This is a genomic window from Pseudonocardia sediminis (genome assembly GCF_004217185.1).
Taxonomy (GTDB): domain Bacteria; phylum Actinomycetota; class Actinomycetes; order Mycobacteriales; family Pseudonocardiaceae; genus Pseudonocardia; species Pseudonocardia sediminis.
In genome coordinates, this window is sequence record NZ_SHKL01000001.1 from 3,084,257 (window position 1) to 3,109,558 (window position 25,302).

The 25,302-nt window shown below is 74.0% G+C and carries 20 protein-coding genes; 5 read left to right on the plus strand and 15 right to left on the minus strand.

All coding sequences use genetic code 11. The features are described 5' to 3' along the window. Window positions 1-148: 148 nt before the first annotated feature. Complete coding sequence (locus EV383_RS14350) at window positions 149-1,963, minus strand: ABC transporter ATP-binding protein (protein WP_130290382.1); 1,815 nt, start codon at window positions 1,961-1,963, stop codon at window positions 149-151. Beyond that, a complete protein-coding gene (locus EV383_RS14355; RefSeq protein ID WP_130290383.1) occupies window positions 1,960-3,705 on the minus strand; it encodes an ABC transporter ATP-binding protein in 1,746 nt (581 codons plus the stop codon). The genes EV383_RS14350 and EV383_RS14355 overlap by 4 nt, the downstream gene beginning before the upstream one ends. Before the next feature lie 123 nt (window positions 3,706-3,828). Between EV383_RS14355 and EV383_RS14360 the strand changes: the two genes are divergently transcribed. Continuing rightward, window positions 3,829-4,494: a formyltransferase family protein gene (locus tag EV383_RS14360; protein ID WP_130290384.1), complete on the plus strand. Its 666-nt coding sequence runs from the start codon at window positions 3,829-3,831 to the stop codon at window positions 4,492-4,494. Between the two features lie 22 nt (window positions 4,495-4,516). Here the strand turns inward: EV383_RS14360 and EV383_RS14365 are convergent, their stop codons facing one another. Continuing rightward, on the minus strand, window positions 4,517-5,131 hold the full coding sequence (locus EV383_RS14365; protein WP_130290385.1) for a GNAT family N-acetyltransferase: 615 nt from the start codon (window positions 5,129-5,131) through the stop codon (window positions 4,517-4,519). A 252-nt stretch (window positions 5,132-5,383) separates the two neighbouring features. Between EV383_RS14365 and EV383_RS14370 the strand changes: the two genes are divergently transcribed. Next, window positions 5,384-6,337, plus strand: a complete 954-nt coding sequence (locus EV383_RS14370) for a methionyl-tRNA formyltransferase (RefSeq protein ID WP_130290386.1) — start codon at window positions 5,384-5,386, stop codon at window positions 6,335-6,337. An 11-nt stretch (window positions 6,338-6,348) separates the two neighbouring features. Here EV383_RS14370 and EV383_RS14375 read toward each other — a convergent pair whose 3' ends face one another. From EV383_RS14375 to EV383_RS14405, 7 genes are all read right to left on the minus strand, one after another. Beyond that, window positions 6,349-7,752, minus strand: a complete 1,404-nt coding sequence (locus tag EV383_RS14375) for a uracil-xanthine permease family protein (protein WP_130290387.1) — start codon at window positions 7,750-7,752, stop codon at window positions 6,349-6,351. An 81-nt stretch (window positions 7,753-7,833) separates the two neighbouring features. Continuing rightward, on the minus strand, window positions 7,834-9,624 hold the full coding sequence (locus EV383_RS14380; RefSeq protein ID WP_130290388.1) for an ABC transporter ATP-binding protein: 1,791 nt from the start codon (window positions 9,622-9,624) through the stop codon (window positions 7,834-7,836). Continuing rightward, window positions 9,621-11,339, minus strand: coding sequence for an ABC transporter transmembrane domain-containing protein (locus EV383_RS14385; protein WP_130290389.1), 1,719 nt, complete (start codon window positions 11,337-11,339; stop codon window positions 9,621-9,623). The genes EV383_RS14380 and EV383_RS14385 overlap by 4 nt, the downstream gene beginning before the upstream one ends. Before the next feature lie 15 nt (window positions 11,340-11,354). Further along, a complete protein-coding gene (locus EV383_RS14390) occupies window positions 11,355-12,788 on the minus strand; it encodes a pyridoxal phosphate-dependent decarboxylase family protein (protein WP_130290390.1) in 1,434 nt (477 codons plus the stop codon). A 24-nt stretch (window positions 12,789-12,812) separates the two neighbouring features. Then, complete coding sequence (locus EV383_RS14395) at window positions 12,813-13,643, minus strand: class I SAM-dependent methyltransferase (RefSeq protein ID WP_130290391.1); 831 nt, start codon at window positions 13,641-13,643, stop codon at window positions 12,813-12,815. Beyond that, window positions 13,627-14,769 (minus strand): GTP-binding protein, encoded by a 1,143-nt coding sequence (locus EV383_RS14400; RefSeq protein WP_130290392.1) that lies wholly within the window; start codon window positions 14,767-14,769, stop codon window positions 13,627-13,629. Before EV383_RS14400 ends, EV383_RS14395 begins: the two co-directional genes overlap by 17 nt. A gap of 30 nt (window positions 14,770-14,799) precedes the next feature. Beyond that, window positions 14,800-16,395, minus strand: coding sequence for a long-chain-fatty-acid--CoA ligase (locus tag EV383_RS14405; protein ID WP_341273728.1), 1,596 nt, complete (start codon window positions 16,393-16,395; stop codon window positions 14,800-14,802). 267 nt (window positions 16,396-16,662) lie between these two features. On the opposite strand from EV383_RS14405, the gene EV383_RS14410 reads away from it, so the two are divergent. Next, window positions 16,663-17,916, plus strand: a complete 1,254-nt coding sequence (locus EV383_RS14410) for an MFS transporter (RefSeq protein WP_242623097.1) — start codon at window positions 16,663-16,665, stop codon at window positions 17,914-17,916. A gap of 160 nt (window positions 17,917-18,076) precedes the next feature. Here the strand turns inward: EV383_RS14410 and EV383_RS14415 are convergent, their stop codons facing one another. The 4 genes from EV383_RS14415 to EV383_RS14430 all read right to left on the minus strand — a co-directional run bounded on the left by EV383_RS14415 (window position 18,077) and on the right by EV383_RS14430 (window position 22,362). Beyond that, entirely contained in the window at window positions 18,077-18,331 is a 255-nt protein-coding gene (locus EV383_RS14415) for a hypothetical protein (RefSeq protein WP_130290393.1), read from the minus strand. Window positions 18,332-19,028: 697 nt separating this feature from the next. Beyond that, a complete protein-coding gene (locus tag EV383_RS14420) occupies window positions 19,029-20,570 on the minus strand; it encodes an acyl-CoA synthetase (protein ID WP_130290394.1) in 1,542 nt (513 codons plus the stop codon). A gap of 114 nt (window positions 20,571-20,684) precedes the next feature. Next, window positions 20,685-21,020 (minus strand): histone-like nucleoid-structuring protein Lsr2, encoded by a 336-nt coding sequence (locus EV383_RS14425; protein ID WP_130290395.1) that lies wholly within the window; start codon window positions 21,018-21,020, stop codon window positions 20,685-20,687. A 235-nt stretch (window positions 21,021-21,255) separates the two neighbouring features. Continuing rightward, window positions 21,256-22,362: an MBL fold metallo-hydrolase gene (locus EV383_RS14430; RefSeq protein WP_242623098.1), complete on the minus strand. Its 1,107-nt coding sequence runs from the start codon at window positions 22,360-22,362 to the stop codon at window positions 21,256-21,258. Between the two features lie 56 nt (window positions 22,363-22,418). On the opposite strand from EV383_RS14430, the gene EV383_RS14435 reads away from it, so the two are divergent. Beyond that, window positions 22,419-23,210, plus strand: coding sequence for an enoyl-CoA hydratase-related protein (locus tag EV383_RS14435; protein ID WP_130290396.1), 792 nt, complete (start codon window positions 22,419-22,421; stop codon window positions 23,208-23,210). Window positions 23,211-23,238: 28 nt separating this feature from the next. Further along, the gene (locus EV383_RS14440; RefSeq protein WP_130290397.1) at window positions 23,239-23,727 is read left to right on the plus strand and encodes a MarR family winged helix-turn-helix transcriptional regulator; all 489 of its coding nucleotides are present in this window, start codon (window positions 23,239-23,241) and stop codon (window positions 23,725-23,727) included. A 107-nt stretch (window positions 23,728-23,834) separates the two neighbouring features. On the opposite strand, the gene EV383_RS14445 is transcribed toward EV383_RS14440, so the two are convergent. Continuing rightward, complete coding sequence (locus EV383_RS14445; protein WP_130290398.1) at window positions 23,835-25,121, minus strand: acyl-CoA dehydrogenase family protein; 1,287 nt, start codon at window positions 25,119-25,121, stop codon at window positions 23,835-23,837. Window positions 25,122-25,302: the final 181 nt, after the last annotated feature.

Consider the following 25,302-nt stretch of genomic DNA (forward strand, 5'->3'; position numbering starts at 1 on the left):
ATGAGCTCCCTGTTCTCGGAGGCGGACGGAGGTGAGTGCCAACCGCCGGCTCCGACGCGCGGAAGACGATGTTGGCCGGGTCAGGTTCGCCTACCCTCACCAACCCCGTCAAGTCACCCGGACGAATCGGCCGAACAGGAGGTTCCGCTCAGCTCCGCGGGTCGTGGCGGGCCCCGGACCAGGCCCGCCACAGATCGGCGTAGCGGCCACCGGCGGTGACCAGGTCGTCGTGCCGGCCCTGTTCGACGACGCGGCCGCCGTCGAGCACCACCACGACGTCGGCGTCGGCGGCCTGGGTCAGCCGGTGCGCGACGACGAGAGCGGTACGGCCCGTCAGCGCGGCCGCCGCGGCGTCCTCCAGCACGCGGGCGCCGGCGCTGCCCGCCTCCGCCGTCGCCTCGTCGAGGATCGCGACCGGCGGGTCGGCCAGCACGAGCCGGGCCAGGGCGAGCTGCTGGGACTGCACGACGGTCAGCGTGTGCCCGCCGTCGCCGACGACGGTGTCCAGGCCGTCGGACAGGGCGTCCGCCCAGCCCAGCGCGCCGACGGTGTCGAGGGCGGCGCGCAGCTCGTCGTCGGTGGCGTCCGGGCGGGCCAGGCGCAGGTCGTCGGCGAGCGGGCCGGCGAAGACGTGCACCTCCTGGGTCACCAGGGCGACCGTGCGGCGGCGACCGTCCGGGCTCTGCTGCGCCAACGGCGCGCCGCCGATCTCCACCGTCCCGCCGGAGGGGTCGTGCATCCCGGCGACGAGCTTGGCCAGCGTCGACTTGCCCGCGCCGCTGGTGCCGACGAGCGCCACGCGGGTCCCCGCCGTCACGTCCAGGTCGACGCCGGACAGCGCCGGGTGGCCGTCGACGTAGGAGTAGGCGAGAGCCCCGGCCCGCACGGCGCCCCCGGACGGGACGGCCGGATCGGCCGGGGCGTCCTCGTCGGGAAGGTCCGCCACCCCGATGATCCGGCGCAGGCCCGCGATCGCGGACTGGGCGGCGTCCAGCTGGAACAGCACGATGTTGATCGGGGTGAACAGGTTGATGAAGTACAGCGCCGCGGCGCTGGCGACGCCGATCGTGGCGGTGCCGCTGCGGACCAGCAGAAACCCCGCCACCAGTACGCCGACGAGCCCGACCAGCTCACCGGCGTTGAGCCGTCCGAAGAAGCGGGTCTGCAGCCGCACCAGCCGCAGCCCGATCGCGACGAGGGCGTGGGCGCGTTCGCGTACCCGCTCCAGGTGCTCGTCGCGCATCCGGAACGCGCGCACGGTGGCGACCCCGCCCGCGGTGTCGAGCAGCTGCTGCTGCTGGGCCCCGCCGGCGATCCGCTGCTCGGTGTAGAGCGGGCCCGACCAGTTCAGGAACCAGCGCGCGGTGACGATCTGGATCGGCACCGCGAGGAGCGCGCCGAGCAGGAACCGCCAGTCCAGCGCGGCCAGGCCGACCAGCGTCAGGACGATCAGGAACGCCGCGCGCGCGAACTGCGGCAGCGCCTGCCGGACCGCCGTCCCGACGACCTTGACGTCGTCGGTGACCCGCGACGTCAGGTCCCCGGAGCCGGCCCGTTCCAGCCGGGCCAGCGGCAGGACCAGGGCACGCTGGACGAACCTCTCGCGCAGCCGGGCCAGCATCGTCTCGCCGACCCGCGCGATCAGCGCGACCCCGACGAACGCGAGCAGGCCCTGGCCCAGGGCGATCCCGACCAGTCCCAGGACCGGGCCGAGCAGGACGCCGGTCCCGTTCCCGGTCGCTGCGCCCCCCTGTGCCGAGGCGACCGCGTCGACGATCCGGCCGAGCAGGGGAGCGGCCAGCAGGCTCACCGCGGAGCCGGCCACCAGCGCGGCGATCGCGAGCACCGCGACCCCGCGGCGCGGCCGCGCCAGGTCCCGGAGCACGGTCCGGACGCGGGCCCCGTCGGCGATCGGCAGCAGCCGGGTGACCTCGTCCGGCCCGGAGGTGGTGGGGGCGGTCATCCGGTCACCACCGAGCGGTAGCCGGGGTCGTCCATCAGGGACTCGTGCGTGCCGTCGGCGTGCAGGCGCCCGGAGCTCAGCACGACCACGCGGTCGGTGACGCCGAGCAGCGCCGGGCTCGTGGTGAGCAGGACCGTGGTGCGGCCGCCGCGCATCGCGCGGATCCCGGCGGCGATCTCGGCCTCGGTGACGGCGTCGACGGCCGTCGTCGGGTCGTGCAGCACCAGCACCGGGGGATCGGCGGCGAGCGCGCGGGCGAGCGCGACCCGCTGTCGCTGCCCGCCCGACAGCGAGCTGCCGCGGGAGGCGACCTCGGTGTCGCGTCCCTGCGGCAGCGTGTCCGCGGCCTGGTCGGCCCGCGCGGCCCGCATCGCCGTCTCGGTGTGGTCGTTCCCGGTGCCGTGGTTCGTGGTGTCGTCGTTCCGGGGCCGCCCGGCCAGCACGTTGTCCAGCAGCGTCCCGGTGAACAGGTGCGAGTCGTGCGCGGCGACCAGGACGCGCCCGCGGGCGTCGTCCGGGGTCAGGTCCTCCAGCGCGGACCCGTCGACCGCGATCCGCCCGCCGCCGGGTTCGACCTCGCGGGCCAGGCAGGCGGCGAGCGCGGAGGCGTCCGCCGGGTCGGCGGCCACGATCCCGAGCATCTGGCCCGCGCCGACGTCGAGGTTCAAGCCGTCCAGGGTCCCGTGGCGCAGGTCGCGCACGTCCAGCCCGCCGACCGGCCCGGCGCCCTCCGACGCCGACGCCGCCGGGGTCCCGCGCCCCGGGCCGACCGCCGGCGGGGAGTCGAGCAGCTCGGCGAGCCGGCCCGCCGACGCCCGGGCCTGGGCGAGGCGGGCCCCGGCCAGGCCGGTGGTCTGCAGCGGGCCGATGAGGAACTGGGCCAGTCCGACAGCGGCGACCAGACCGCCGACGGTGATCGAGCCGGACAGCGCCAGCCCCCCGCCGACGAACGCGATCACGGCCAGGAACAGGCCGTTGGCCAGCTCGACGGTCCCGAGGAACCCGGCCTCGGCCCGGGTGGCCCGCAGGGTCGCGCTCAGCGCGGTCCCGCTGGTCCGGGCGTACCGGTCGGCGGCGGCCCGCTCCGCGCCGATGCCCTTGAGCACCCGGATCCCGGAGACCAGGTCGCCGGCCGTCCCGGCCGCGCGGGCGGCGCGCTCCTGCTCGGCGCCGCTGCGCCGTTCCAGTGGCCGGCCCACGAGCTGGACCAGCCAGAGCAGCGGCGGTGTCCCGAGCAGGATCAGCAGCCCCAGCGGGACCGAGATCCGCAGCAACGAGATCGCGGCGACCACGACGGCGGCGAGCGCGGCCAGCCCGGTCGGTATCCAGAAGTTGACCACCGCGACCCGTTTGGCGTCGGCCACGGCGACCGAGGTGATGCCGCCGGGCAGGCGGCCGGCCTCGGCGCCGCCGCGCTGGTCGAGCAGGCGGCGTGCCACGTCGAGACGGATCCGGGCGTCGGCGTGCAGGTCGGCGTGCAGGACCAGGCGGGCTCCGAAGCGGTAGCTGTAGGACAGCCAGACGAAGTCGAGCGCGAGCACCAGCAGCCAGCCGATCAGCGCCGTGACGTCACCGGTGGCGATGGCCTCGTCGATCACGACGCCGACCAGGACGGGGACGAGGGCCTCGCCGGCCTGGTGGCTGCAGAGCAGGACCGTGCCGCCGACCACCCGTCCGCGGAAGGCGCGAACGGTGTTGCGGAGCACCGTCGTCGGGGTCACCACGGCGGTGCGATCGCTCATGAACGCAGGCTAACCTCATCCCGGCGATCGATCATCCGCGGGCCGGGCACCAAGATCGTCTCGAGATGCCGTCCGGCCCGGTCACCGGCGCATGCGCCGCAGGGAGGAACGACAGTGATCTTCGTGGGCGACGGGGCTCTGCTCTGGCGGGCCGTACGGCACGCCGTCGACGGCGGGAAGACGGTCGACATGGTCTGCACCGGGGGACGGGCGACCGCGCCATCCGGTCTGGGCGATCTCGATGTACGGACCGTCGACGCGATCGGCCCGCTCGGCCCGGAGATCCACAGCGCCTGCTCGGACGGGATCGTCTGGTCGATCGACAACCGGTTCCTGTTCGGACCGGAGGTGCTCGACGGCGATCTGACCGTCTACAACATCCACGGCGGCCCGCTGCCCGGCTACCGCGGGCTCCCGCTGGCCACCGTGGCGCACGCGATCCTCAACGGCGAGAGCGAGTTCGGCGCCACCCTGCACCGGGTCGACCCGGGCATCGACACCGGGCCGGTGGTGGCCGTGCAGCGCTTCCCGATCGACGACGAGGACGTGTTCGAGGACGTCATGGTGGAGCTGATGGAGGCCTGCCACGCCTTGTTCACCGACCACCTCGACGCCGCCGTCGACGGGACGCTCGTCGCCCGGCCGCAGCCCGACGGCCCGTCGGCCTACTACGGCTCGAAGGCGGTCGCCGCGGTGCCGGAGCACCGCGACAACCCGAACTACGAGCGCGCCACCGACCTCGGGATGTTCGAGGACTTCTATCCGGACGCGGCCGCGGCCTGGCGCTGACCGGGTCGCCGGTCCGCTCCCGTCACCGGGGGTGGGTGACGACCTCGCGGCGCAGCGCCGCCACCTCGGCCGGGTCGGTCGTGTGCACGACCAGGGCGGCACGCTTGTGGGCCAGCTCGATCTCGCCCAGCTCGTGGAAACCGGCCCGGCCGAAGGCGCCCCGGGCGGCCCGGTTGCCGGCGTCGGGCTCGGCGAACACCCGCGTGCACCCGGGCGTCACCGCGCACACGCCCCGCGCGGTGTCGCGCAGCAGCGCGCTGCCCCGTCCGGCGCCGCGTGCGGCCGGGTCACCGAGGGCGATGTGCACGCCGACGTCGCCGTCGCGGGCCGGATAGTGCGCCGCGATCGCGTGCTGCGCGCTCCAGTACAGCTCCAGGTAGGCGAACGGCAGCCCTCCCCGTTCCACGATGCAGGGGTGCGCCGGTCCGTCAGCGAGCTGGGCGGAGAGCTCCTCGCGCCACGCCTCGCGGGACCAGGCCTGGTCCCAGAACCGCGCGACGTCCGGGTCGTTCATCCAGGCGTGCACCAGGTCCAGGTCGGGCGTGACCGGCTGGGCGGTGCGGAAGGTCCAGGCTCCGGTGGACCGTGGCAGCGGGGGTCGGAGCCCGAGTGCGGGCCCGGTCCGTCCGACTGTCATCGCGTTCCTCCTCGTGTCGCGGAGGCGACATGGGGTCGTGAAGCAGACATTTCGGTCAGTTAAGTGAGTCTAACCTGACCTCGGCTCAGGGGCAGCGTATGTCGATCTTGCGGACGGGTGGCGATCGGCGTGACTCCCGTCGCGGGCTTCGGTTAGGTTCACCTGACCAGGATGTGAAGTCAGGTACACATTTCGCCGAAACCACATGTTTCGGACATCGGCGGAGCAGGACGCAACGAGGGGTGTCGGGACATGCGGGTGGTCGCGTTCGGATTCATGACGTGGGGACGCCGGACGATCGAGGCGATCCTGGACGCGGGCCACGAGGTGCCGCTGATCGTCACGCACCCGGACAGCGACAACCCCTACGAGAAGATCTTCAACGAGTCCGTCTCCGAGCTCGCCGCCGAACGCGGCATCCCGGCCCTGGTGCGCAACCGGGCCGACGACGACGAGGTGAAGAAGGCGATCGCCGACGCCGGCGCGGACATCATGGTCGTGTCGAACTGGCGGACGTGGCTCTCGCCGGAGGTGTTCTCGATCCCGCGCCTGGGCACGCTGAACGTGCACGACGCGCCGCTGCCCGCCTACGCGGGCTTCGCGCCGCTGAACTGGGCGCTGGTCAACGACGAGCCCGAGGTCGGCGTCACCGCGCACATGATGAACGACGAGTTCGACGCCGGGGACATCGTCCTGCAGCGCACCACCCCGATCACCGACGACGACGTGGTCACCGACCTGTTCGACCGCACGCTGGCCATGTTCGGCCCGATCACCGTCGACGCGCTCGAGCTGATCGCGGCCGGGCGCACCGACTGGACCCCGCAGGACCGCCGCGCGGCGTCGCACTTCCACCGGCGCACCGACGAGGAGAACCGGATCACCTTCGACGACACGGCCCGGGAGGTGTTCAACCTGGTCCGCGCCCAGACCGACCCGTACCCCAACGCCTACTGCTTCCACGGGACGACCCGGCTGCGGATCCTGCGGGCGCGGGTCTCGGAGAAGGTCTACGGGGGCACCCCGGGCCGGATCTTCCTGCGGGAGGGCACCGGCGTCGCGATCGTGGCCGGTGCCGACGCCCGCCGCGGCCGCAACCGGGGCCTGGTGATCGAGCGGGTCCGCCTCGACGACGGCACCGAGCTCGACGGCACCGAGTACTTCACGCAGATGGGCGGCTACCTGACCTCGCACCCGGCCCCGTAGACCGCCGCGTCTCAGTCCCGGGCGGGCGCCTCCTCGGCCCGGCCGGCGTCCACGGGCGGGCGCCGGTCGGTGGGCAGGGCCCGGCGCAGGCCGTGGTATCCGACGAGGACGACGATCGTGCCGAGGGCGATGCCCGACAGCTCGAACGAGCCGATCTCCAGGCTCGCCCCGCCGATGCCGATGATCAGCCCGGCGGCCAGCGGGATGAGGTTCGCCGGGTGGCTCAGGTCGACGGCGTTGCGTACCCAGATCGACGCTCCGAGGAGCCCGACCATCCCGTAGAGCACGACGGTCAGCCCGCCGAGGACCCCGCCGGGCACCGCGACGACGATCGCGCCGAACTTCGGGCAGAACCCGAGCAGCACCGCGAACGCCGCGGCCACCCAGTAGGCGGCCGTGGAGTAGACGCGGGTCGCGGCCATCACGCCGATGTTCTCGGCGTAGGTGGTGGTGGGGGAGCCGCCGACCGAGCCCGCCAGCGCCGTGGTCAGGCCGTCCGCGGCCAGGGCGCGGCCGAGGTAGGGGTCGAGGTCGGTGCGGGTCATGTCCTGCACGGCCTTCACGTGACCGGTGTTCTCCGCGATCAGCGCGATCACCGAGGGCAGGACGAGCAGCACGAACGCGAACGAGAACGTCGGCAGGTGCCAGCCGGTGATCTCCATGCCGTCCGGGCCGGTCATGGTGGCCGGCGGCAGCCCGAACCAGTCCGCGCCCGCGACGCCGGAGAGGTCGACGCGGGCGTGGGTGGACACGACGCCGTCGGCGTCCGGACCGGTGATCGGCCCGGCGGTGACGTCGAGCAGGAGGGAGAACGCGAACCCGGCCAGCAGTCCGATCAGCACCCCGATCCGGCCCCAGAACCCGGGCAGCAGCACGGCTGCGGCCATCACGACGACCATCGTGACCAGACCGGCCCACCGGTCCTGCGGCCAGTAGACGGTGCCCGCGACCGAGGCCAGGTTGAACCCGATCAGCATCACGACCGCGCCGGTCACCGCCGGCGGCAGCAGCGCGGTCACCACGCGGGTCCCGAGCCGGTGCACGACGATCCCGACCACGAGCAGCACCAGCCCGGCGACCACGATCGCGCCGGTCACCGCGGCCGAGTCACCGCCCTGGGCCCGGATCGCCGCGACGCCCCCGACGAACGACGCCGACGTCCCCAGGTAGCTGGGGACCTTGCCGCGCACGATCAGCAGGAACAGCGCCGTCGCGACGCCGGAGCACAGGATCGCGATGTTCGGGTTCAGTCCCATCAGGACCGGGAAGACGAACGTCGCCCCGAACATCGCGACGACGTGCTGCCCGCCGAGGCCGATCGTCCGCGGCCAGGACAACCGCTCGTCCGGGGCCACCACCTCGCCCGCCGGCGGCGTCGCGCCACCGTGCACCAGCGTCCAGCCCATCCGCGCCATCGAGATCCGCCTCCCTCGGGCCCGTCGGACGGACCCGGGGGAGCTTCGCCTCTGACCGGCTGCGGGACAAGAGCCTCCGTGTCACGGCGGAGTGACGTTCACCTCTGACGGGGGGAGCGGGTCCCGCAGTCCGGACCAGGCCGACCACAGCCGGGCGTAGCGGCCGTCGCCCGCCGCGAGCTCGGCGTGCGTGCCCTGCTCGACGACGCGGCCGCCGTCGAGCACGACGACGAGGTCGGCGCCCGCGGCCTGGGTCAGCCGGTGCGCGACCACCAGCGACGTCCGCCCGCGCAGGGCGGCGTCGGCGGCGGCCTCCAGGGTCTGCGCGCCGGAGCTGCCGGCCTCGGCGGTCGCCTCGTCGAGGATCACCACCGGACGGTCGGCCAGCACGAGCCTCGCCAGGGCGAGCTGCTGGGACTGGACCACGGTCAGCGTGTGCCCGCCGTCGCCGACGACGGTGTCGAGCCCGTCGGGCAGCGCGGTCGCCCAGTCCAGGGCCCCGACCGTGGCGAGGGCGTCGCGGAGCTGGTCATCGGTCGCGTCCGGGCGCGCCAGGCGCAGGTCCGCGGCCAGTGGGCCGGCGAAGACGTGCACCTCCTGGGTCACCAGGGCGACCGTCTCGCGTGCCGTCTCCGGGCCCTGGTCCTGCAGCCGGGCACCGCCCACGTCGATCCAGCCGGTCGTCGGGGTGTGCATCCCGGCGACGAGCTTGGCCAGGGTCGTCTTGCCCGCACCGCTCGCCCCGACCAGCGCGACCCGTGACCCCGGTGCGAGGTCGAGGTCGACCTCGCTGAGCACCGGGTGGCCCTCGACGTAGGCGTGGCCCAGCCCGGACACCCGCAGCCGGGAGTCGGCGGGCCGGGCGGGCTCGTCCGGGCGGTGCTCCGGGGGCAGGTCGGCCACACCGATGATCCGGCGCAGCCCGGCCGTCGCCAGCTGCGCGGCGTCGAGCTGGAACAGCACGATGTTGATCGGGGTGAACAGGTTGATGAAGTACAGCGCCGCCGCGCTCGCCGTGCCGATCGTCGCGCCGCCGGAGCGGACCAGCAGGAATCCGGCGACGAGCACCCCGGTGACGCCGACGAACTCGGCGCCGTTGAGCCGTCCGAAGAACCGCGTCCGGAGCCGGACCGTGCGCATCGCCAGCCGGGCGACGGCGTCGGCGCGCTCCCGGATCCGGCCGAGGTGCCGCTCGTGCAGGCGGAACGCCCGGACGGTGGAGACCCCGCCCGCAGTGTCGAGCAGCTGCTGTTGCTGGGCGCCGCTGGCGATGCGTCCCTCGGCGTAGATCGGGCCGGAGTTGCGCAGGAACCAGCGGGCGGTCACCACCTGGATCGGCACCGCGAGCAGCGCGCCGACGAGGAACCGCCAGTCCAGCGCGGCCAGGCCGACCAGTGTCAGCCCGATCAGCAGGGCGGCGCGGGCGAACTCGGGCAGAGCCTCGCGGACGGCGTCGCCGACGACCTTCACGTCGTCGGTGACCCGGGAGGTCAGGTCGCCGGACCCGGCCTGCTCCAGCTGTTCCAGCGGCAGGTGCAGGGCGCGGTCGACGAACCGTTCGCGCAGCCGCGCCAGCATCGTCTCGCCGACCCGGGCGACGAGCGCGACACCGAGCACCGCGAGCAGGCCCTGCCCGAGCGCGACGCCGACGAGGGCGAGCACCGGCCCGGTGACGGCGTCGGCGCCCCGGTTCTGCGCGACGATGTCGACGATCCGCCCGAGCAGTGGTGCGGTCAGCAGGCTGACCGCGGCACCGGCGACGAGCACGACCAGTGCGACGGCCGCGACCGGGCGGTGCGGTCGCAGCAGCTCGCGCAGCACGGCCCGCATCCGGGCCCCGTCCGCGGTGGGCAGAAGCTTCCCGGCGCTCATCCGGTCACCGCCGCGCGGTAGGTGGGGTCGGCCATGAGCTCGTCGTGCGTGCCCCGGGCGGTGACCCGGCCGCCGTCGATCAGCAGGACCCGGTCGGTCACGGCGAGCAGCGCCGGGCTGGTGGTGAGCAGCACCGTGGAGCGCGTCGCCCGGACGTCGCGCAGCCCGGCCGCGATCCGGGCCTCGGTGACGGCGTCGACGGCCGTCGTCGGGTCGTGCAGGACGAGCACCGGGGCGTCCGCGGCGAGCGCGCGGGCCAGCGCGACCCGCTGGCGTTGGCCGCCGGAGAGTGAGCTGCCGCGCGCGGCGATCTCGGTGTCCCGTCCGTCGGGCAGCGAGTCCGCGGCCTGGTCGGCCTGGGCGGCGGCCATCGCCGGTTCCAGGTCCCGCGACGCGGGGCCGCCGGCGAGGACGTTGTCGCGCAGGGTCCCGGAGAACAGGTGCGCGTCGTGCGCCGCGACGAGCACCGCGGCGCGGGCGACCTCGGGCGGGTAGGCCTCCAGGGGCACGTCGTCGAGCTCCACCCGCCCGGACTCCGGCTCCACCTCGCGGCCGAGGCAGCGCAGCAGGGCCCCGGCGTGCGCGGGGTCCCGGGCGACCACCCCGACCAGCTCGCCGGAGTGCACCTCCAGATCCAGCCCGTCGAGGCCGTCGTGGGTCAGGTCGCGCACCGCGAGCACGCCTCCGACGAGGGCGGATGCGACGGTCGCGTCGTCGGTGGTGTCCCGCCCGGCTCCGACGGCGTGCTCAGAGGTGAGGACCTCGGCGATCCGGTTCGCCGAGGCGCGGCCCTGCGCGATCCGGGCGCTGACGAAGCCGAACACCTGCAGCGGCCCGACCAGGAACTGGGCCAGCCCGACGGCCGCGACCAGTCCGCCGATGCTGAGCTCCCCGTCCGCGGCGAGACGGCCGCCGACCAGCGCGATCAGGGCCAGGAACAACCCGTTGGCGAGCTGGACGGTACCCAGGAACCCGGCCTCGGCCCGGGTCGCGCGCAGTGTTGCGCCGAGTGCGTTGCGGCTGGTCGCGGCGTACTGGCGCACGGCGGAGGCCTCCGCCCCGATGCCCTTGAGCACCCGGATCCCGGTCACCAGGTCGGCCGCGACGCCGGAGGCCTGGGCGGCGCGCTCCTGCTCCGGGCCGCTGCGCCGTTCCAGCGGCTTGCCCACCAGCTGCACGAGCCAGAGCAGCGGGGGAGTGCCGAGCAGGATCAGCAGGCCCAGCGGCAGCGAGATGGTGAGCAGGGAGATCGCGGCGACGGCGACGGCGGTGATCGCGGCGACGCCCAGCGGGAGCGCGAAGTTCACCACGCCGACGCGCTTGGCGTCGGCCACCGCGATGCTGGCAAGGCTGCCGGGCAGCCGTCCGGCCTCGGCGCCGCCGCGGGGGTGCAGGAGCCGCTGCGCGATCTGCATCCGCAGCCGGACGTCGGCGTGCACGTCGGCGTACCAGGCCTGGCGGGCCCCGAAGCGGTAGCTGTAGGACAGCATCGCGAAGTCGGCGCCGAGCACGAGCAGCCACAGCACGAGGTCGCCCACGTCCCCGGTGCCCACCGCCTGGTCGATCACGACGCCGACGAGCACCGGCACCAGCGCCTCACCGGCCTGGTGCAGCCCGAACAACACCGACGCCGCGGTCAGCCTCCCGCGGAACGCCCCCACCGACGCCCGGAGTACGGACGCACCCGTCACCGCTCGCGTCCCCGACCCCGTCATGCGGGCAGGGTAACCTTACCGGGCGGCGCCGATCGCCGGAGATCGCGTGAGGATCGTCCAGAGCTCGTCGAGGTGCTGACCGGACGTGGTCAGGGCGCCGAAGGCCACCCGGATCACGAACCGCCCGTCGATCTCGGTCGGCGACAGGAACGCCCGGCCGGTGGCGTTCACCTCGGCCAGCAGCTGCCGGGTGGGGCCGTCGTCGTCGGCGCGCACCCGCAGGCAGACCAGCGACAGCGACGGCTCCGCGGCCAGCTCCAGCCCGGGGTGGGCTCGGACCCGGCCGGCGAGCTCCGCGGCCAGCGCGACGTGCCCGCGCAGGTGGGCCCGCAGCCCCTCCAGCCCCTGCCCGTGGAGCACGGCCCAGAGCTTCATGGCCCGGAACCGACGTCCCAGCGGCACCTGCCAGTCCCGGTAGTCGACGACGGCGCCGGAGTCGGACGCGCTGTCGCGCAGGTAGGCCGGGGTCAGGGAGAGCGCGGCCGGCAGCGCCGTCGCATCCCGCACCCAGAACAGCGACGCGTCGAACGCGGTGAGCAGCCACTTGTGCGCGTCGGTGCAGAACGAGTCGACGAGCTCCACGCCGTCGACGAGGTGGCGGAACTCCGGGCACAGTGCGGCCACCCCGGCCCAGGCGGCGTCGACGTGGGTCCAGGCGCCGTGCGACGCGGCGGCCACCGCGATCTCCCGGACCGGGTCGACCGCGCCGGTACCGGTGGTGCCGACGGTCGCGCACACCATCACCGGGACCAGCCCCTGCGACGCGTCGACCTCCAGCATCGCGGCCAGTGCGAGCGGGTCCATCGTGCGGGTCCCCGGCGCGAACGGGACGACCCGCAGCCCCCGCTCGCCCAGGCCCGCCACCCGCACCGCCTTGGCCAGCGACGAGTGCGTCTCCGCCGTCACGTAGACCCGCTCGGTGCCGGACACGCCGGTGTCGCGCCAGGTCCCGCCGGAGGCCCGGTGCAGGGCGGCGAGCAACGCGACCAGCGCCGCCGACGACGCCGAGTCCTGGATCGACCCGCCGCCCCCGCCGGTGTGGGTGAACGCCTCGCCGAGCCCGAGCGCGCGGGCGAGCTGGTCGGTCACCGCCTGCTCGACCTCGGTGCACGCCGGCGAGGTCGACCACAGCATCCCCTGCGGGCCCAGACCGCCGGCGACGATCTCGCCGAGCAGCGACGTCAGCGAGGCGTTGGCCGGGAAGAACGCGTGGAACCCGGGGTGCTGCCAGCGGGTGTCGGCCGGGACGACGACGTCGTCCACCCGGTCCAGCAGCGCCTCGAGCTCCTGTGGCTCCTCGGCCGCCTCTGCCGCGAAGGCCGCGCGTACCGAGCCGGGGACGACGTCGTCGCGGACCGGGCGCGAGGCCAGCCCGGCGCGGTGGTCGGCGACCCAGTCGACGTAGCGGTGGGCGAGACGGCGGAACTCCTCGGGATCAAGGTCGGGCATGGGCCGGACGGTATCCCGCCGGGCTCAGCCCGTCCGGTCACTCGTCGCGCGCCGGCCGGTGCCGATCGACGCCGCGACCCGGAACACCTCGACGCCCGCGACGGCCTCCCGGTAGGCGTCGCGCACCCGGGCCACCGCCGGGTCGTCCAGGCCGAGCAGCAGCCCGGCCGTCGCCGAGCCGGTGACGAGCGCCCAGCACAGGTCCGGGTCGACCGGTACGTCGGCGCGATGGGTGACGACGTCGACGTCGACGAGCCCGGTCTCGCCCAACCACCGGGCGAAGCGACCCGGGTCGGCGAGCTGCTCGGAGGTCCGTTGCAGCGGGCCCGGGGGCGGCAGCGGCCGCTCCCGGCCCACCGCGGTCAGGAACGGGACGATCAGCGGGTCGACCGAGCCGCGTGCCCAGACCGTGACGGCGGCCCGTCCGCCGGGCCGCACGCCGGCCACCAGGTGACGCGTTCCCGCGTCCGGGTCCGGGAGGAAGAACACCCCGAAGACGCAGGTGAGGACGTCGTATCCGGTTCCCGGCCAGGTCGCGGCGTCGGCGTGGTGGAAGCGCAGCCAGGGCATCGTGGTGCTGCGTTCCCGACCTGCGGCGAGCAGGTTCGCGGACAGGTCGACGGCGTCCACCAGCCCCTCCGGCCCGACCGCGTGGGCGGCCGGGATCGCAGCCGAGCCGTTGCCGCAGCACGCGTCGAGGACCCGGTCCGCGGGGCGCGGACCCGCCGCGTCCACGGTCGCCGCCCCCACCGGGTCCCAGAGCAGGGGAGTCCAGGTCGCGAACCCCGCGACCGCGCTGTCGAAGGCGTCGCCGACGCCCGCCCGCGGCACGGCCGGGTCAGTGGGAGTGCTCATGGAGCGCGTCGTCCTCCCACGCCGGGAGCGGGTCGTCGAACCGTCGCCAGGACGCCGGCCCGCCGAGCAGCTCGTCGTCGGTGAGCAGGGCCGGGTCCAGGCGTGCGTGGACGGCGTCGGCGCGCACCCCGAGGCCGATGAACACGATCTCCTGCCCGCGCGTGCCCTCGAAGCCCGACCAGTACGCCGTCGGGTCCAGCGCGACGTTCGGGCCCGCCTGCGACCACAGCCCGACGACGTCCGGGCGGGTGGCGATCCAGCAGAAGCCCTTGCTGCGCAGCAGGCCCGGCCAGTCGCCGAGGGCGTCCAACAGTCGGGCGGGGTGGAACGGTCGCGACGCCCGGTAGGTGACCGAGCTGATCCCGAACTCCTCGGTCTCCGGGGTGTGGTCACCGCTGAGCTCGCGGGCCCAGCCGGGCGCCCGGGCGGCGGCGTCCGGGTCGTAACGGCCCGTGTCGAGCACCTCGTCCAGCGCGACCGCCCCGTGCACCGCCCGCACGATCCGCGCCGTGGGGTTGAGCTTGTGCAGCAGGGCCTCGAGCGTCAGCAGGCGCCCGTGCGGGACGAGGTCGGTCTTGCTCACCACGAGCAGGTCGGCGAACTCGACCTGCTCGACGATCAGGTCCGAGATCGTGCGCTCGTCGCCGTCGGAGGCCTGCAGCCCGCGGTCGGCGAGCGCGTCCTCCGTGGTCATGTCCGTGCCGAACGTCGACGCGTCGACGACGGTGACCATCGTGTCCAGGCGGGCCTTCTCGGACAGGTGCGTGCCGTCGGGGAACTCCCACTCGAAGGTCGCGGCGACGGGCATCGGCTCGGAGATCCCCGTGGACTCGACGAGGATCTGGTCGAAGCGGCCCTCGTCGGCCAGCGCGCCGATCGTCTCCAGCAGGTCCTCGCGCAGCGTGCAGCAGATGCAGCCGTTGGTCAGCTCGACGAGGCGTTCCTGCGTGCGGTGCAGCCGTCCCTGGCCGGCGACCAGGGCGGCGTCGATGTTGACCTCGCTCATGTCGTTGACCACGACCGCCACCCGCCGGTCCTCGCGGTTGGCCAGCACGTGGTTGAGCAGGGTCGTCTTCCCGGCGCCGAGGAAGCCGGACAGGACCGTGACGGGCACGCGATCGGTCATGTCCGAAACGATAACAGTTTTCAGTAAGGGTCAGACGGCGGGCTCCGACACGAGTGAACCGGCCCGGTTCTCCTCCCGCAGGCGGGTCTTGAGGACCTTCCCGCTCGGGTTGCGTGGCAGCTCGGGCAGGACCGTGACCTGCGTCGGTCGCTTGTAGGCGGCCAGGCGCTCGCGGCAGAACTCCTCGATCTCCGGCCCGGTCGGCGGGTCGGCGGGGTCGGCCGCGACGAGGACGGCCAGCGGCGTCTCGCCCCACTTCGGGTGCGGCACGCCGATCAGCGCGACGTCGGCGACCTTCGGGTGCCCGGCCAGGACGTTCTCCACCTCGGCGCAGTAGATGTTCTCGCCCCCGGAGATGATCATGTCCTTCTTGCGGTCGACCACGTAGTAGTAGCCGTCCGCATCCTCGCGGACCAGGTCACCGGAGTGGAACCAGCCGCCGCGGAACGCCTCCGCGGTCTCGGCGGGCTTGTTCCAGTACTCCTTCATCACCGTGGGGCCGCGGTAGACGATCTCGCCCACGTCGCCGGGCCGGACGTCGTTCATCTCGTCGTCGACGACCCGCACCTCGACGTTGACCATCGGGGTGCCGATCGAGCCGATCTTGCGGATCGCGTCCTCGCCGCGCAGCGTGCACGTCACCGGGCTGCACTCGGTCTGCCCGAAGGCGGTGATGACGTTGGCCTGCGGGAACGTGTCGATCATCGTGCGGAGCAGCGACGTCGACGCCGGGGCCGCGCCCCAGGAGATCCGGCGCAGTGCCGAGAGGTCCCGGTCGCCGATGTTCGGGACCGCGCACATCGCCGCCCACTGGGCCGGCACGAAGAAGCACGACGACACCGACTCGCGCTCCAGCAGCGCGATCGTCCCGGCCGGGTCGAACCCGCCCGACGAGGCGATGATCGTGCGCCCGCCGGTGATCAGCGGCGGGATCATCCCGGCCAGCCCGGCGATGTGGAACAGGGGAGCCCCGGAGAGCCACACCTTGTCGTCGGAGCCGATGCCCAGGTGCGCGATCTGGGAGAACGCGTGCAGCAGCAGGTTGCGGTGGGTGAGCACAGCGCCCTTGGGGCGCCCGGTCGTGCCCGAGGTGTACATGATGAACGCGGGGTCGTCGTCGGCCACGTCGGCCTCGGAGTAGACGTCCGACGCGGTGGCGAGGACGTTCTCCAGCGGCTCCGGCCCGTCCCCGATGGTGATCACCGAGCGGACCGAGGGCGCCGACTCCCGCGCCTTCTCCACCGACGGCCCGAACGCGGTGTCGCAGACGACGACGACCGCGCCGCTGTCGTCGAGCGCGTAGGCGATCTCGTCGGCGACGAGCCGGAAGTTGACCGGGACGCAGATCGCGCCGGTCCGCAGCGTGGCCAGGTAGGCCTCGACCACCTCGACCGAGTTCAGGCCGAGCACCGCGACCCGCTCGCCGTGTCCGGCACCGCGTTCGAGCAGCGCGTTCGCCAGACGGGTGACGCGGTCGTCGAGCTCGGTGTAGCTGCGCGACACCCGCGCGTCGCGCAGCGCCACCGCGTCCGGGCGGGTCCGGGCGTGGCGGGCGAGCAGGTCGCTCATGGTCATCCCGCGTCCGGTGACCCGGCCGGTCTCGTTCGCGGATCCGCTGCTCGCCACGGCACTCCTCGTCCATCGTCGTCGACGGTCCGCCGGCCGCTCAGCCGGACGGGCCCACTCTTCCCCCGATGCGCCCGGGGCGGCAAGAGGCGGCGGGGCCCGCCCGAACCCGGGACCCGCCGCCAGAGGTCTGCCGCCACAGGTCCGCCGTCACAGGGCCGGGGTTCCGGTCCGGGTCCCAGGTTCCCCGCCGCGGGGAATGCTCTGCGGGGCCGGCGTGGTGGCCCGGCGTCGCCGGGGAGCGAGGCGCCGGGGGACAGTGACGGCGTGCCCGATCGTCCCCCGCGCCCCTCCGCGTCCGATCCCTCACCGGCCTCCGGTGCCGTCCCGGACGCCGCCGGGGTCCCGGACGGTGTGCGGCGCCTCCGGTTGCTGCAGGTCGCGTCGCTTGTCAGCACGTGTGACCGGTTCGCGATCGCACCCCTGCTGGTGCTGATCGCGGCCGACCTGGACGTCTCGCTCGGCGTCACGGCAGGGGTGGCGGGCGGCTACTTCCTGGCCTACGGCCTGATGCAGGCCGTGTGGGGCGTGCTCAGCGACCGGCTGGGCCGGGTCCGGGTGATGCGGGTGGCGCTGTGCGGGGCCGCCGCCGCGGGACTGGCCTCGGCACTGGCGCCGACCGTGACGGTCCTGCTGGTCGCCCGGGTGGTCACCGGCGGGTGCTTCGCGGCGCTCATCCCGGCGTCGCTGGTGTACGTGGGCGACACCTGGCCCGAGAAGGTCCGCCAGCGACCGCTGTCCGACGTGCTCGCCGCGTCCGCGCTCGGCACCGCCGTCGCGACGGCGGGTGCGGGCCTGCTGGCCGACCTCGTCGGCTGGCGGACGGTGTTCGGTCTGACCGCCGCGGCCGGTGCCGTCCTGTTCGTCGCGCTGCGCCGCCTGCCCGAGCCGACCCCGTCCACCGGTCCCGCCGCCGCGTCCGGCCTGGTCGGGGCGCTGCGCCCGCTGGGAACGGTGCTGGCCGACGGCTGGGCGCGGATCGTCCTGCTGCTCGCGTTCGTCGAGGGCGTGGTCGTGCTCGCGGCGCTGACGTTCCTGGCACCGGCGCTGCAGTCGCTGGGCTCGTCGGCCGGTGTGGCCGGGCTCGTCTCCGGCGGGTTCGGCGTCGGGGCGTTGGTGTTCTCACGCCTGGTGCGACGCCTGGTCGGCAGCGTCCCGCCGGCCGGCCTGGCCGCGGTCGGCGGCGCGTTCCTGGTCGCGGCGTGGGCCGGTCCGTCGGTCACGGTGAACCTGGGGACGGTGCTCGCGGCCGGGATCGGTCTCGGCGGGGCCTGGGCGTTCCTGCACTCGACGCTGCAGACCTGGGCGACGCAGGTGGTGCCGCAGGCCCGGGCGTCGGCGGTGGCGTTGTTCGCGACGGTCCTGTTCCTGGGCAGCGCCGCCGGTACGGCTCTCGCCGCGCCGCTGGCCGACGCCGGTGAGTTCGGATCGGTGTTCCGGGTGGCACTGGTCGTCGCGGTGCCGCTGGTCGTCGCCGCGGCGCTCGCCCGGTGGCGCTACGGGCGGACGTCCCGCGCCTGAGCGAAGAGTGCCCACCGTGACGACCGTTCTCCCCACGGCCCGGTCTCCTCTCGGTTCGGCCCGTCGTCGGTCCGGCCCCGCCGACGGTCCGGCTCCGTCGGCGTGGCCCCGTCGGCGTGGCCCCGTCGGCGCGGCTCGAGATCCGGCCTGCCGGCTCCTGTCAGCGCGCGGCGGCGTGCCGGGCGTGGCCCGACACCCGCGCCATCGCCTCGACGGCGGAGGGGGACCGCGGCGCCGGGACGTCGACCGTGCGTGCCGGGGTACTCGCTGCGCGGTCGACCAGACCGGCAGGAACGGGGGCCCGGCCGCGCGGGTTCGGGTCGAGATCGGCCAGGAGCGGAGCGGCCGCGATGGTCAGCAGGAGCAGGATCCCGGCGCCTGCGCCGAGAACGGTCACGATGTCCGAGAAGGTCATGCATCGAGGATGACGCGCCGCGCCACCGTCCGGATCGGCCCGCGGGGCCATCTCGGCGCCCTGACCTCCACCTTTCGGCCGAGGACCTGCCGGCCCCGCCGCCGTCCCCGTCCCGCCCCTCCCGTCCCGTCCCGAAGGTTCCCTTCGCGGCTCAGGGCGTCCCGAAGGTTCCCCTCGCAATCGGGGCTCGGCGGGCGTCACCATGTCGACCGGGCGTCGGCTCGGCCTGGCGCGCCGTCCCCGTTCCAAGGGTCCCCTCGTGGTTCCGGGCGTCCCGGAGGGTCCCCTCGCGGCCAGGGCTCGGCGGCGCCGGCGCGACGTCGACCGGGGGTGGGCTCCGCCTGACCGCCCCCGCGCCCGTCCCAAGGGGTCCCCTCGTGGCTCCGGGCGTCCCGAAGGGTCCCCACGTTGCCTGGACTCGGCGGCTGCGGCGCGATGTCGACCGGGGGTCGGCTCGGCCTGGCGCGCCGTCCCCGTCCGAAGGGGTCCCCACGTGGCTCCGGGCGTCCCGGAGGGTCCCCTCGCGGCCGGGGCTCGGCGGCGGCGGCGGCGCGACGTCGCCCGGGCGTCGGCCTTGCCCGACCGGGGCCCGGTCCCGGTCCCGGTCCCGGTCCCGAAGGTTCCCCTCGCGGCTCCTGGCGTCCCGAGGGGTCCCCTCGCGGCCGGGATCGGCGCCGTTGCGACCCCGCGGCCGGGCTCAGACGGTGTAGCGGTCGCGGACCTGGCGCTTGACCAGCTTGCCGGTGGCGGTGCGCGGGAGGAAGTCGGTGAAGTCGACCGAGCCCGGGGCCTTGTAGTGCGCGATCCGCTCGCGGACGAACGCGATCAGCTCGGCCTCCAGCTCCGGACCGGTCTCCACGCCGTCGGCCGGCTGCACGACCGCCTTCACGGCCTCGCCCATCTCCTCGTCCGGCACGCCGATCACGGCGACGTCGAGGACCTTCGGGTGCAGCGCCAGGCAGTCCTCGACCTCCTGCGGGTAGATGTTCACCCCGCCGGAGATGATCATGAACGCCTTGCGGTCGGTGAGGTAGAGGAAGCCCTCGTCGTCGAGGTAGCCGAGGTCGCCCGTGGTCGTCCAGTTGGAGTGCTCGGGGTGCTCCGCGGCTTTCGTCTTGTCCGGGTCGTTGTGGTACTCGAACGGGCGGACGTCGCGCTCGAAGTAGATCGTGCCGACCTCGCCGGTGCCCAGCAACGTCCCGTCCTCGGAGCAGATCCGCACGTCGCCGAGCACGCCGCCGCGCCCGACCGAGCCGGGGTGGGCGAGCCACTGGGCGGAGTCGATGAACGTGATCCCGGACGACTCGGTGGCCGCGTAGTACTCGTAGAGCACCGGGCCCCACCAGTCGATCATCTTCTGCTTGACCTCGACCGGACACGGCGCGGCGGCGTGGATCGCGACCTTCAGCGACGACACGTCGTAGCGCGCGCGGACCTCGTCGGGCAGCTTCAGCATCCGGATGAACATCGTCGGCACCCACTGGCTGTGCGTCGCGCGATGGGTCTGGATCGCCTCCAGAGCCGCCTCCGGGGCGAAGCGTTCCATCACCACGACGGTCCCGCCGATCGCGGTGATCGTGGCACTGAACCGCAACGGTGCCGCGTGGTAGAGCGGCGCGGGGGACAGGTACACGGTGTCGGAGTCGAACCCGTACATCTGCCCGAAGATCGCGACGTAGGTGTCGCCCGGCTCGTCGACCTGGCGCTCCGGCAGGGTCGGCTTGATGCCCTTGGGCCGCCCGGTGGTGCCCGACGAGTAGAGCATGTCGGCGCCGCGCGGCTGATCGGGCAGCGGCTCCGCGGAGATCCCGGCCAGCGCGGTGTCGTAGTCGGTGTAGCTCGACGTCCCGGGGATCTCCCCGCCGAACGCGAGCCGGACCCCGACGTCGACGTGGTCGGCGACGGCGCCCGCCAGACCGGCCACCCCGGCGGAGACCACGAGGGCCTTCGCGCCGCAGTCGGTGACGATGTAGGCGGCCTCCGGCGCGGAGAGGTGGTGGTTCACCGCGGTGATGTAGAGCCCGGAGCGCTGGGCGGCCCAGTAGACCTCGTAGACACGCGGGGTGTTGTCCGAGATCAGGGCGATCACGTCGCCGCGGCGCAGGCCCGAGTCGTACAGGTACCGCGCGAACCGGGCGGATCCCGCCTCGAGCTCCGCGTAGGTCAGGGTCTCACCGGTTCCGGCCATCACCACGGCCGGCTTGTCCGGTGTGGTGGCGGCGTGCGTTCCTGGAAACATCGGGCCCTCTCGTCGGCATGTGCGGGATCCGTCCGTCGATCCTGCCATCCGACCCGCCCGTCGCGGAGCCCCCGTTTCTCGGGCTCCGGAGGGTCGCGCTTTCCGTACGCGCTGTCAGTGCGCGCTGTGATAAGCCTCGAGAACCGACGACGGGATCCGGCCCCGCTCGGAGATCTTCATACCTTGTGCGACGGCCCATTCCCGAACCGCGCGGTTGACCGCGCGCTCGGATGCGCTGGATCCGTTCGACGACGGCGACGCCGAGGCCGCGCGACCGCCACCGCGCCGGGCCGCGGAAACGTAGGGGGCCAAGCTGTCCCGCAGCTTTTCGGCATTCTTCGACGACAGATCGATCTCGTAGGACCGGCCGTCGACCGAGAACTGTACCTGCTCGTCGGCTTCGCCCCCGTCGAGGTCGTCGACAAGGGTGACGGTGGTGTGCTTTGCCACGCCACATTCCTTCCGGTATTTCCGGGTACGCGAAGCCGCCCTCGGCTGTCGAGGGGGGAAGCGTGCACGGATCCTTAGAGTGCGATCGTCAATCTGAGCGAAACGATAAGGTATGCCCGCGCGGTTTGTCGAACCGCCTCCGGCGTGTTTCCGCAAGAACGGTGAGTCGTCCGTGCGGCCTCGGCGTTCGGGTGAAGGCAATCGGAAGAAAGGTGGAGTGCGTCGAGCGAGGCCGTTAACGGATGGGTGCGGACCACCAGGCCGCCGGACGCAGCGGCTCTCCCAGGTCGAGGCGCTCACCGGGACGGGGCAACGCCAGCCGGACCCCGGCCGCGTCGGCGGCCCGGCACAACCGTTCCGCCGGTTCCGACCATCCGTGGAATCCGAGGTTGAACGTCGCCCAGTGGATCGGGAGAAGGACGTCGCCGCGCAGATCACGGTGCCCGGAGAGGGCCTGTTCCGGGTCGAGGTGGATGTCGGGCCACAGATCGGAGTAGGCGCCGATCGGCAGGACGGTCAGATCGAACGGTCCGTGGGCGGCCCCGGACCGGGCGAACGCGCTGGTCGGGCCGGTGTCGCCGCCGACGTAGACCCGGTGCTCCGGCCCGGCCACGGCCCACGCCGCCCACTGGGAGGTGTTGCGGCGCAGGCCACGTCCCGAGAAGTGCCGGGCCTCCAGGCAGGTCAGCCGCAGCCCGGCGACCTCCGCCGCACCGTTCCAGTCGCGCGTGACGATGCGCCCCTCCGGGACACCCCAGGCCCGCAGGTGCTCGCCGACCCCGACCGGCGCGACGAACGTCGCCGTCGTGTCCCGCGCCAGGGTGCGCACGGTCCGGCGGTCGAGGTGGTCGTAGTGGTCGTGGGTCAGCAGGACGATGTCGATGTCGGGCAGCGCGACCAGCGGGGCGGGCACCGGATGCAACCGGCGTGGGCCGATCAGCGGCACTGGCGACGCCCGGTCGGACCACACCGGATCGACCAGGACCCGGCGTCCGTCGATCTCGAGCAGTACGCAGGCGTGGCCCATCCAGGTCACGGCCAGCGGGGCGGGGTGCGCCGGGATGTGCACCGGCGCCAGCGGGACGGGCCGGGGAGGGACGCCGTTCTTGTTGCGGAGCAGCAGCATGCGGACCACGGTCCGGATGCTCAGTCGCTCGCGGGGACGCCCGGTCTCGGTGTTGGCGAAGATCCCGTCCACGGCGTGCGGCGAGGTCGAGGCGGCGGCGCGCAGCCTCCGTCGCGACGCTCCCATCTCGGCCCGGGCGTGGAGCGCGAGCGCGGCGGCCCCTCCGGCGACGGTCAGGGCGAACGGGAGCGTGCGGCGCAGCGTGGGAGACGGCACGGCACCAGGTTACGAACGCCGGTGGCGCGGGCGGCAGCGGGATCTACGGTGGGGTGATGAGCATCTCGGGGTCGGTGGAGACGGGACGGGTGGCGCCCGAGCGGGTCGCCACCGAGCGGCGCGGGCACGTCCTGGTGATCAGGATGTCCCGGCCGGACAAGCGCAACGCCGTCGACGCGGCGATGACCGCCGGGCTGGACGCGGCGCTCAACACCCTCGACGACGACCCCGACCTGTGGTGCGGCGTCCTGGCCGGCGACGCGGTGGCGTTCTGCGCCGGCACCGACCTGGCCGCGGGGTCGGGCGGGCCGACCGATCGGGGCGGCAACTACGGCGTCGTCCGCCGGGACCGGCGCACCCCGCTGATCGCGGCGGTGGAGGGCATCGCCTACGGCGGCGGGTTCGAGATCGTGCTGGCCTGCGACATGGTCGTCGCCTCCCGCGCTGCACGGTTCGGCCTGCCGGAGGTGGCGCGCGGGCTGGTCGCGAACTGCGGTGCGCTGTTCCGGACGCCCCGGCCGTTGCCGCTCAACGTCGCCCGGCAGATGCTGACCACCGGGCAGCCGCTCGGCGCCGAGCGCGCCCACGTCCTCGGCCTGGTGAACGAGCTCGTCGAGCCGGGGGAGGCGGAGGCGGGCGCGATCGCGCTGGCCGAGCAGGTGTGCGCCAACGCCCCGGTCGCGGTGGCGGCGTCGCTGCGGGCGCTGGAGCAGGTCGTCTCCGAGCCCGACGCCCGCGGCTGGGACGCCACCGACGAGGCCTCGGCCGCGATCGCCGGCACCGCCGACCGGCAGGAGGGCGTCGCGGCCTTCCTGGAGAAGCGCCCGCCCCGCTGGACGAACTCCTGACCCCGGCGGCGGGGGATAGGCTGGGATCATGGGTGGTCCGGGACGCGAGCAGCTGGTGGCGCTGCTGCAGGACTACGCCGGCGAGGCCGACCGTCTCGGTCAGGCGTTCGCCGGGCACAACGGCCTGCACGTCACCGACCTGCACGGCCTGCTGGCCGTGATGCGCGCCGGCAACGCGGGGGAGCCGCTGACGCCCGGCGCGCTCGGCTCGGCGCTGGGCCTGACCACCGGCGCGACGACGGCGCTGATCGACCGCCTGGAGCGGGCGGGCCACGTGACCCGCAGCCGGGAGTCCTCCGACCGTCGACGGGTCACGTTGCGCCACAGCGAGACCGCCGCCGCCGTCGGGGCCGCGTTCTTCGGCCCGCTGGGGGCGAGGATGGGTGAGGTCCTGCAGGACTTCACCCCGTCCGAGCTCGACGCCGCCGCCCGCTTCCTGGCCGCGATGACGGCCCTGGTCGCCGACCACCGCACGCACCTCGCCGACCCGGCACCCGCCGCCACCGCGTCCGACTGACACCCGCCGGCCCGTGCCGGCCGTGCGAGCCGCACTCGTGGCGCTCCGGTTCGGCTACGCGGCACGGAAGCGTCATGAGTGCGGACCCGGCCGGGGCCCTGAGGGCGTCAGGCGTTGGCGGTGGAGAGGTCCAGGTACTCGGCGAACTTGACCCGGGCGGCCTCGGTGCGGGTGGGGACGTGCTCGGTGGGCACGTCGACCGGGGTGTAGCCGCGCAGGATCCGGCGCGCGACCGACTCCTTGTGCACCTCGTCCGGACCGTCGTAGATCCGTGCGGCGCGGGCGGCCCGGTACATCTGCTCGAGCGGCAGGTCACCGGAGAAGCCCAGCGACCCGTGCACCTGGATCGCGCGGTCGATCACGTCGTGGAGCACCTTCGCGCCCCAGTACTTGATCTGGGCGATCTCGATCCGGGCGTTCGACGCGCCGACCTGGTCCATCGTCCATGCCGCGTGCAGGGTGAGCAGGCGCGCGGCCTGCATGTCGGCCGACGAGCTGGCCACCATGTCCTGCACCATCTGCTTGTCCGCCAGGCGCGACCCGCCGGCGCTGCGGCTCACGGCCCGCTCGCAGAGCATGTCGAACGCGCGCCGCGACTGGCCCAGCCAGCGCATCGCATGGTGGATCCGGCCCGGCCCGAGGCGCTGCTGGGCCAGCTTGAACCCGTCACCGGGGTTGCCGACGAGGTTCTCCACGGGCACCCGGACGTCGCGGTAGACGACCTCGGCGTGCCCGCCGTAGAGCTCGCCGCCGATCTCCGGGTGGTCCATCACCGGGATGTCGCGGACGACGTCGACGCCCGGGGTGTCGGTCGGGACGACGATCATCGACGCCCGCTGGTACGGCGCCGCGTCCGGGTCCGTCACGACCATGACGATCAGGAAGTCCGAGTTCATCGCGTTCGACGAGAACCACTTGTGGCCGTTGATCACGTACTCGTCGCCGTCGAGGACCGCGCGGGTGGACAGCAGCGTCGGGTCGGCGCCGGCGCCGGGCTCGGTCATCGAGAAGCAGCTGCGCACCTCCCCGCGCAGCAGCGGGTGCATCCAGCGCTCCTTCTGCTCCGGGCTGCCGCCGATGGCGAGCAGCTCGGCGTTGCCGGAGTCCGGCGCCTGGTTGCCGAAGATGCCCGGCGCGTACCGGCACTGGCCCAGGATCTCGTGCATCAGACCGAGGCTGACCTGCCCGAACCCGCCGCCGCCGAGCTCCGGGGGCAGGTGCGCGGCCCACAGGCCCTGCTCCTTGACCTGCTCCTTGAGCGGCGCGGTGATCCGCGCGAACGTCTCGCGGTCGATGTCGAGCGTCTCCAGCGGGATGATCTCGTCACGGACGAAGCCGCGCATCCACTTCAGCTTGTCCTCGAACTCGGGGTCGGTGGAGAAGTCCCACGCCATCGTGATCGCCTTCCGGGTCGGGCTCGGGCCGACGCGTCCGCGGCCTTCCCCGAACGTAATGCACGCCGGGCGGGGCGCTCCGCCGTGACGAGGAAACAGATCTCGATCATTAGTCCGAATACCGAGAGTCATTAACCCGAATGGTGGGTAACCGTTCTGCTCCGAACGGCGATGTTCCGGT

Coding starts and splice junctions, on each gene's coding strand:
- EV383_RS14350 (WP_130290382.1), bottom strand. CDS start 1,963: ATGACCGCCCCCACCACCTCCGGGCCGGACGAGGTCACCCGGCTGCTG.
- EV383_RS14355 (WP_130290383.1), bottom strand. CDS start 3,705: ATGAGCGATCGCACCGCCGTGGTGACCCCGACGACGGTGCTCCGCAAC.
- EV383_RS14365 (WP_130290385.1), bottom strand. CDS start 5,131: ATGACAGTCGGACGGACCGGGCCCGCACTCGGGCTCCGACCCCCGCTG.
- EV383_RS14370 (WP_130290386.1), top strand. CDS start 5,384: ATGCGGGTGGTCGCGTTCGGATTCATGACGTGGGGACGCCGGACGATC.
- EV383_RS14375 (WP_130290387.1), bottom strand. CDS start 7,752: ATGGCGCGGATGGGCTGGACGCTGGTGCACGGTGGCGCGACGCCGCCG.
- EV383_RS14380 (WP_130290388.1), bottom strand. CDS start 9,624: ATGAGCGCCGGGAAGCTTCTGCCCACCGCGGACGGGGCCCGGATGCGG.
- EV383_RS14385 (WP_130290389.1), bottom strand. CDS start 11,339: ATGACGGGGTCGGGGACGCGAGCGGTGACGGGTGCGTCCGTACTCCGG.
- EV383_RS14390 (WP_130290390.1), bottom strand. CDS start 12,788: ATGCCCGACCTTGATCCCGAGGAGTTCCGCCGTCTCGCCCACCGCTAC.
- EV383_RS14395 (WP_130290391.1), bottom strand. CDS start 13,643: ATGAGCACTCCCACTGACCCGGCCGTGCCGCGGGCGGGCGTCGGCGAC.
- EV383_RS14400 (WP_130290392.1), bottom strand. CDS start 14,769: ATGACCGATCGCGTGCCCGTCACGGTCCTGTCCGGCTTCCTCGGCGCC.
- EV383_RS14415 (WP_130290393.1), bottom strand. CDS start 18,331: ATGACCTTCTCGGACATCGTGACCGTTCTCGGCGCAGGCGCCGGGATC.
- EV383_RS14420 (WP_130290394.1), bottom strand. CDS start 20,570: ATGTTTCCAGGAACGCACGCCGCCACCACACCGGACAAGCCGGCCGTG.
- EV383_RS14435 (WP_130290396.1), top strand. CDS start 22,419: ATGAGCATCTCGGGGTCGGTGGAGACGGGACGGGTGGCGCCCGAGCGG.
- EV383_RS14440 (WP_130290397.1), top strand. CDS start 23,239: ATGGGTGGTCCGGGACGCGAGCAGCTGGTGGCGCTGCTGCAGGACTAC.
- EV383_RS14445 (WP_130290398.1), bottom strand. CDS start 25,121: ATGGCGTGGGACTTCTCCACCGACCCCGAGTTCGAGGACAAGCTGAAG.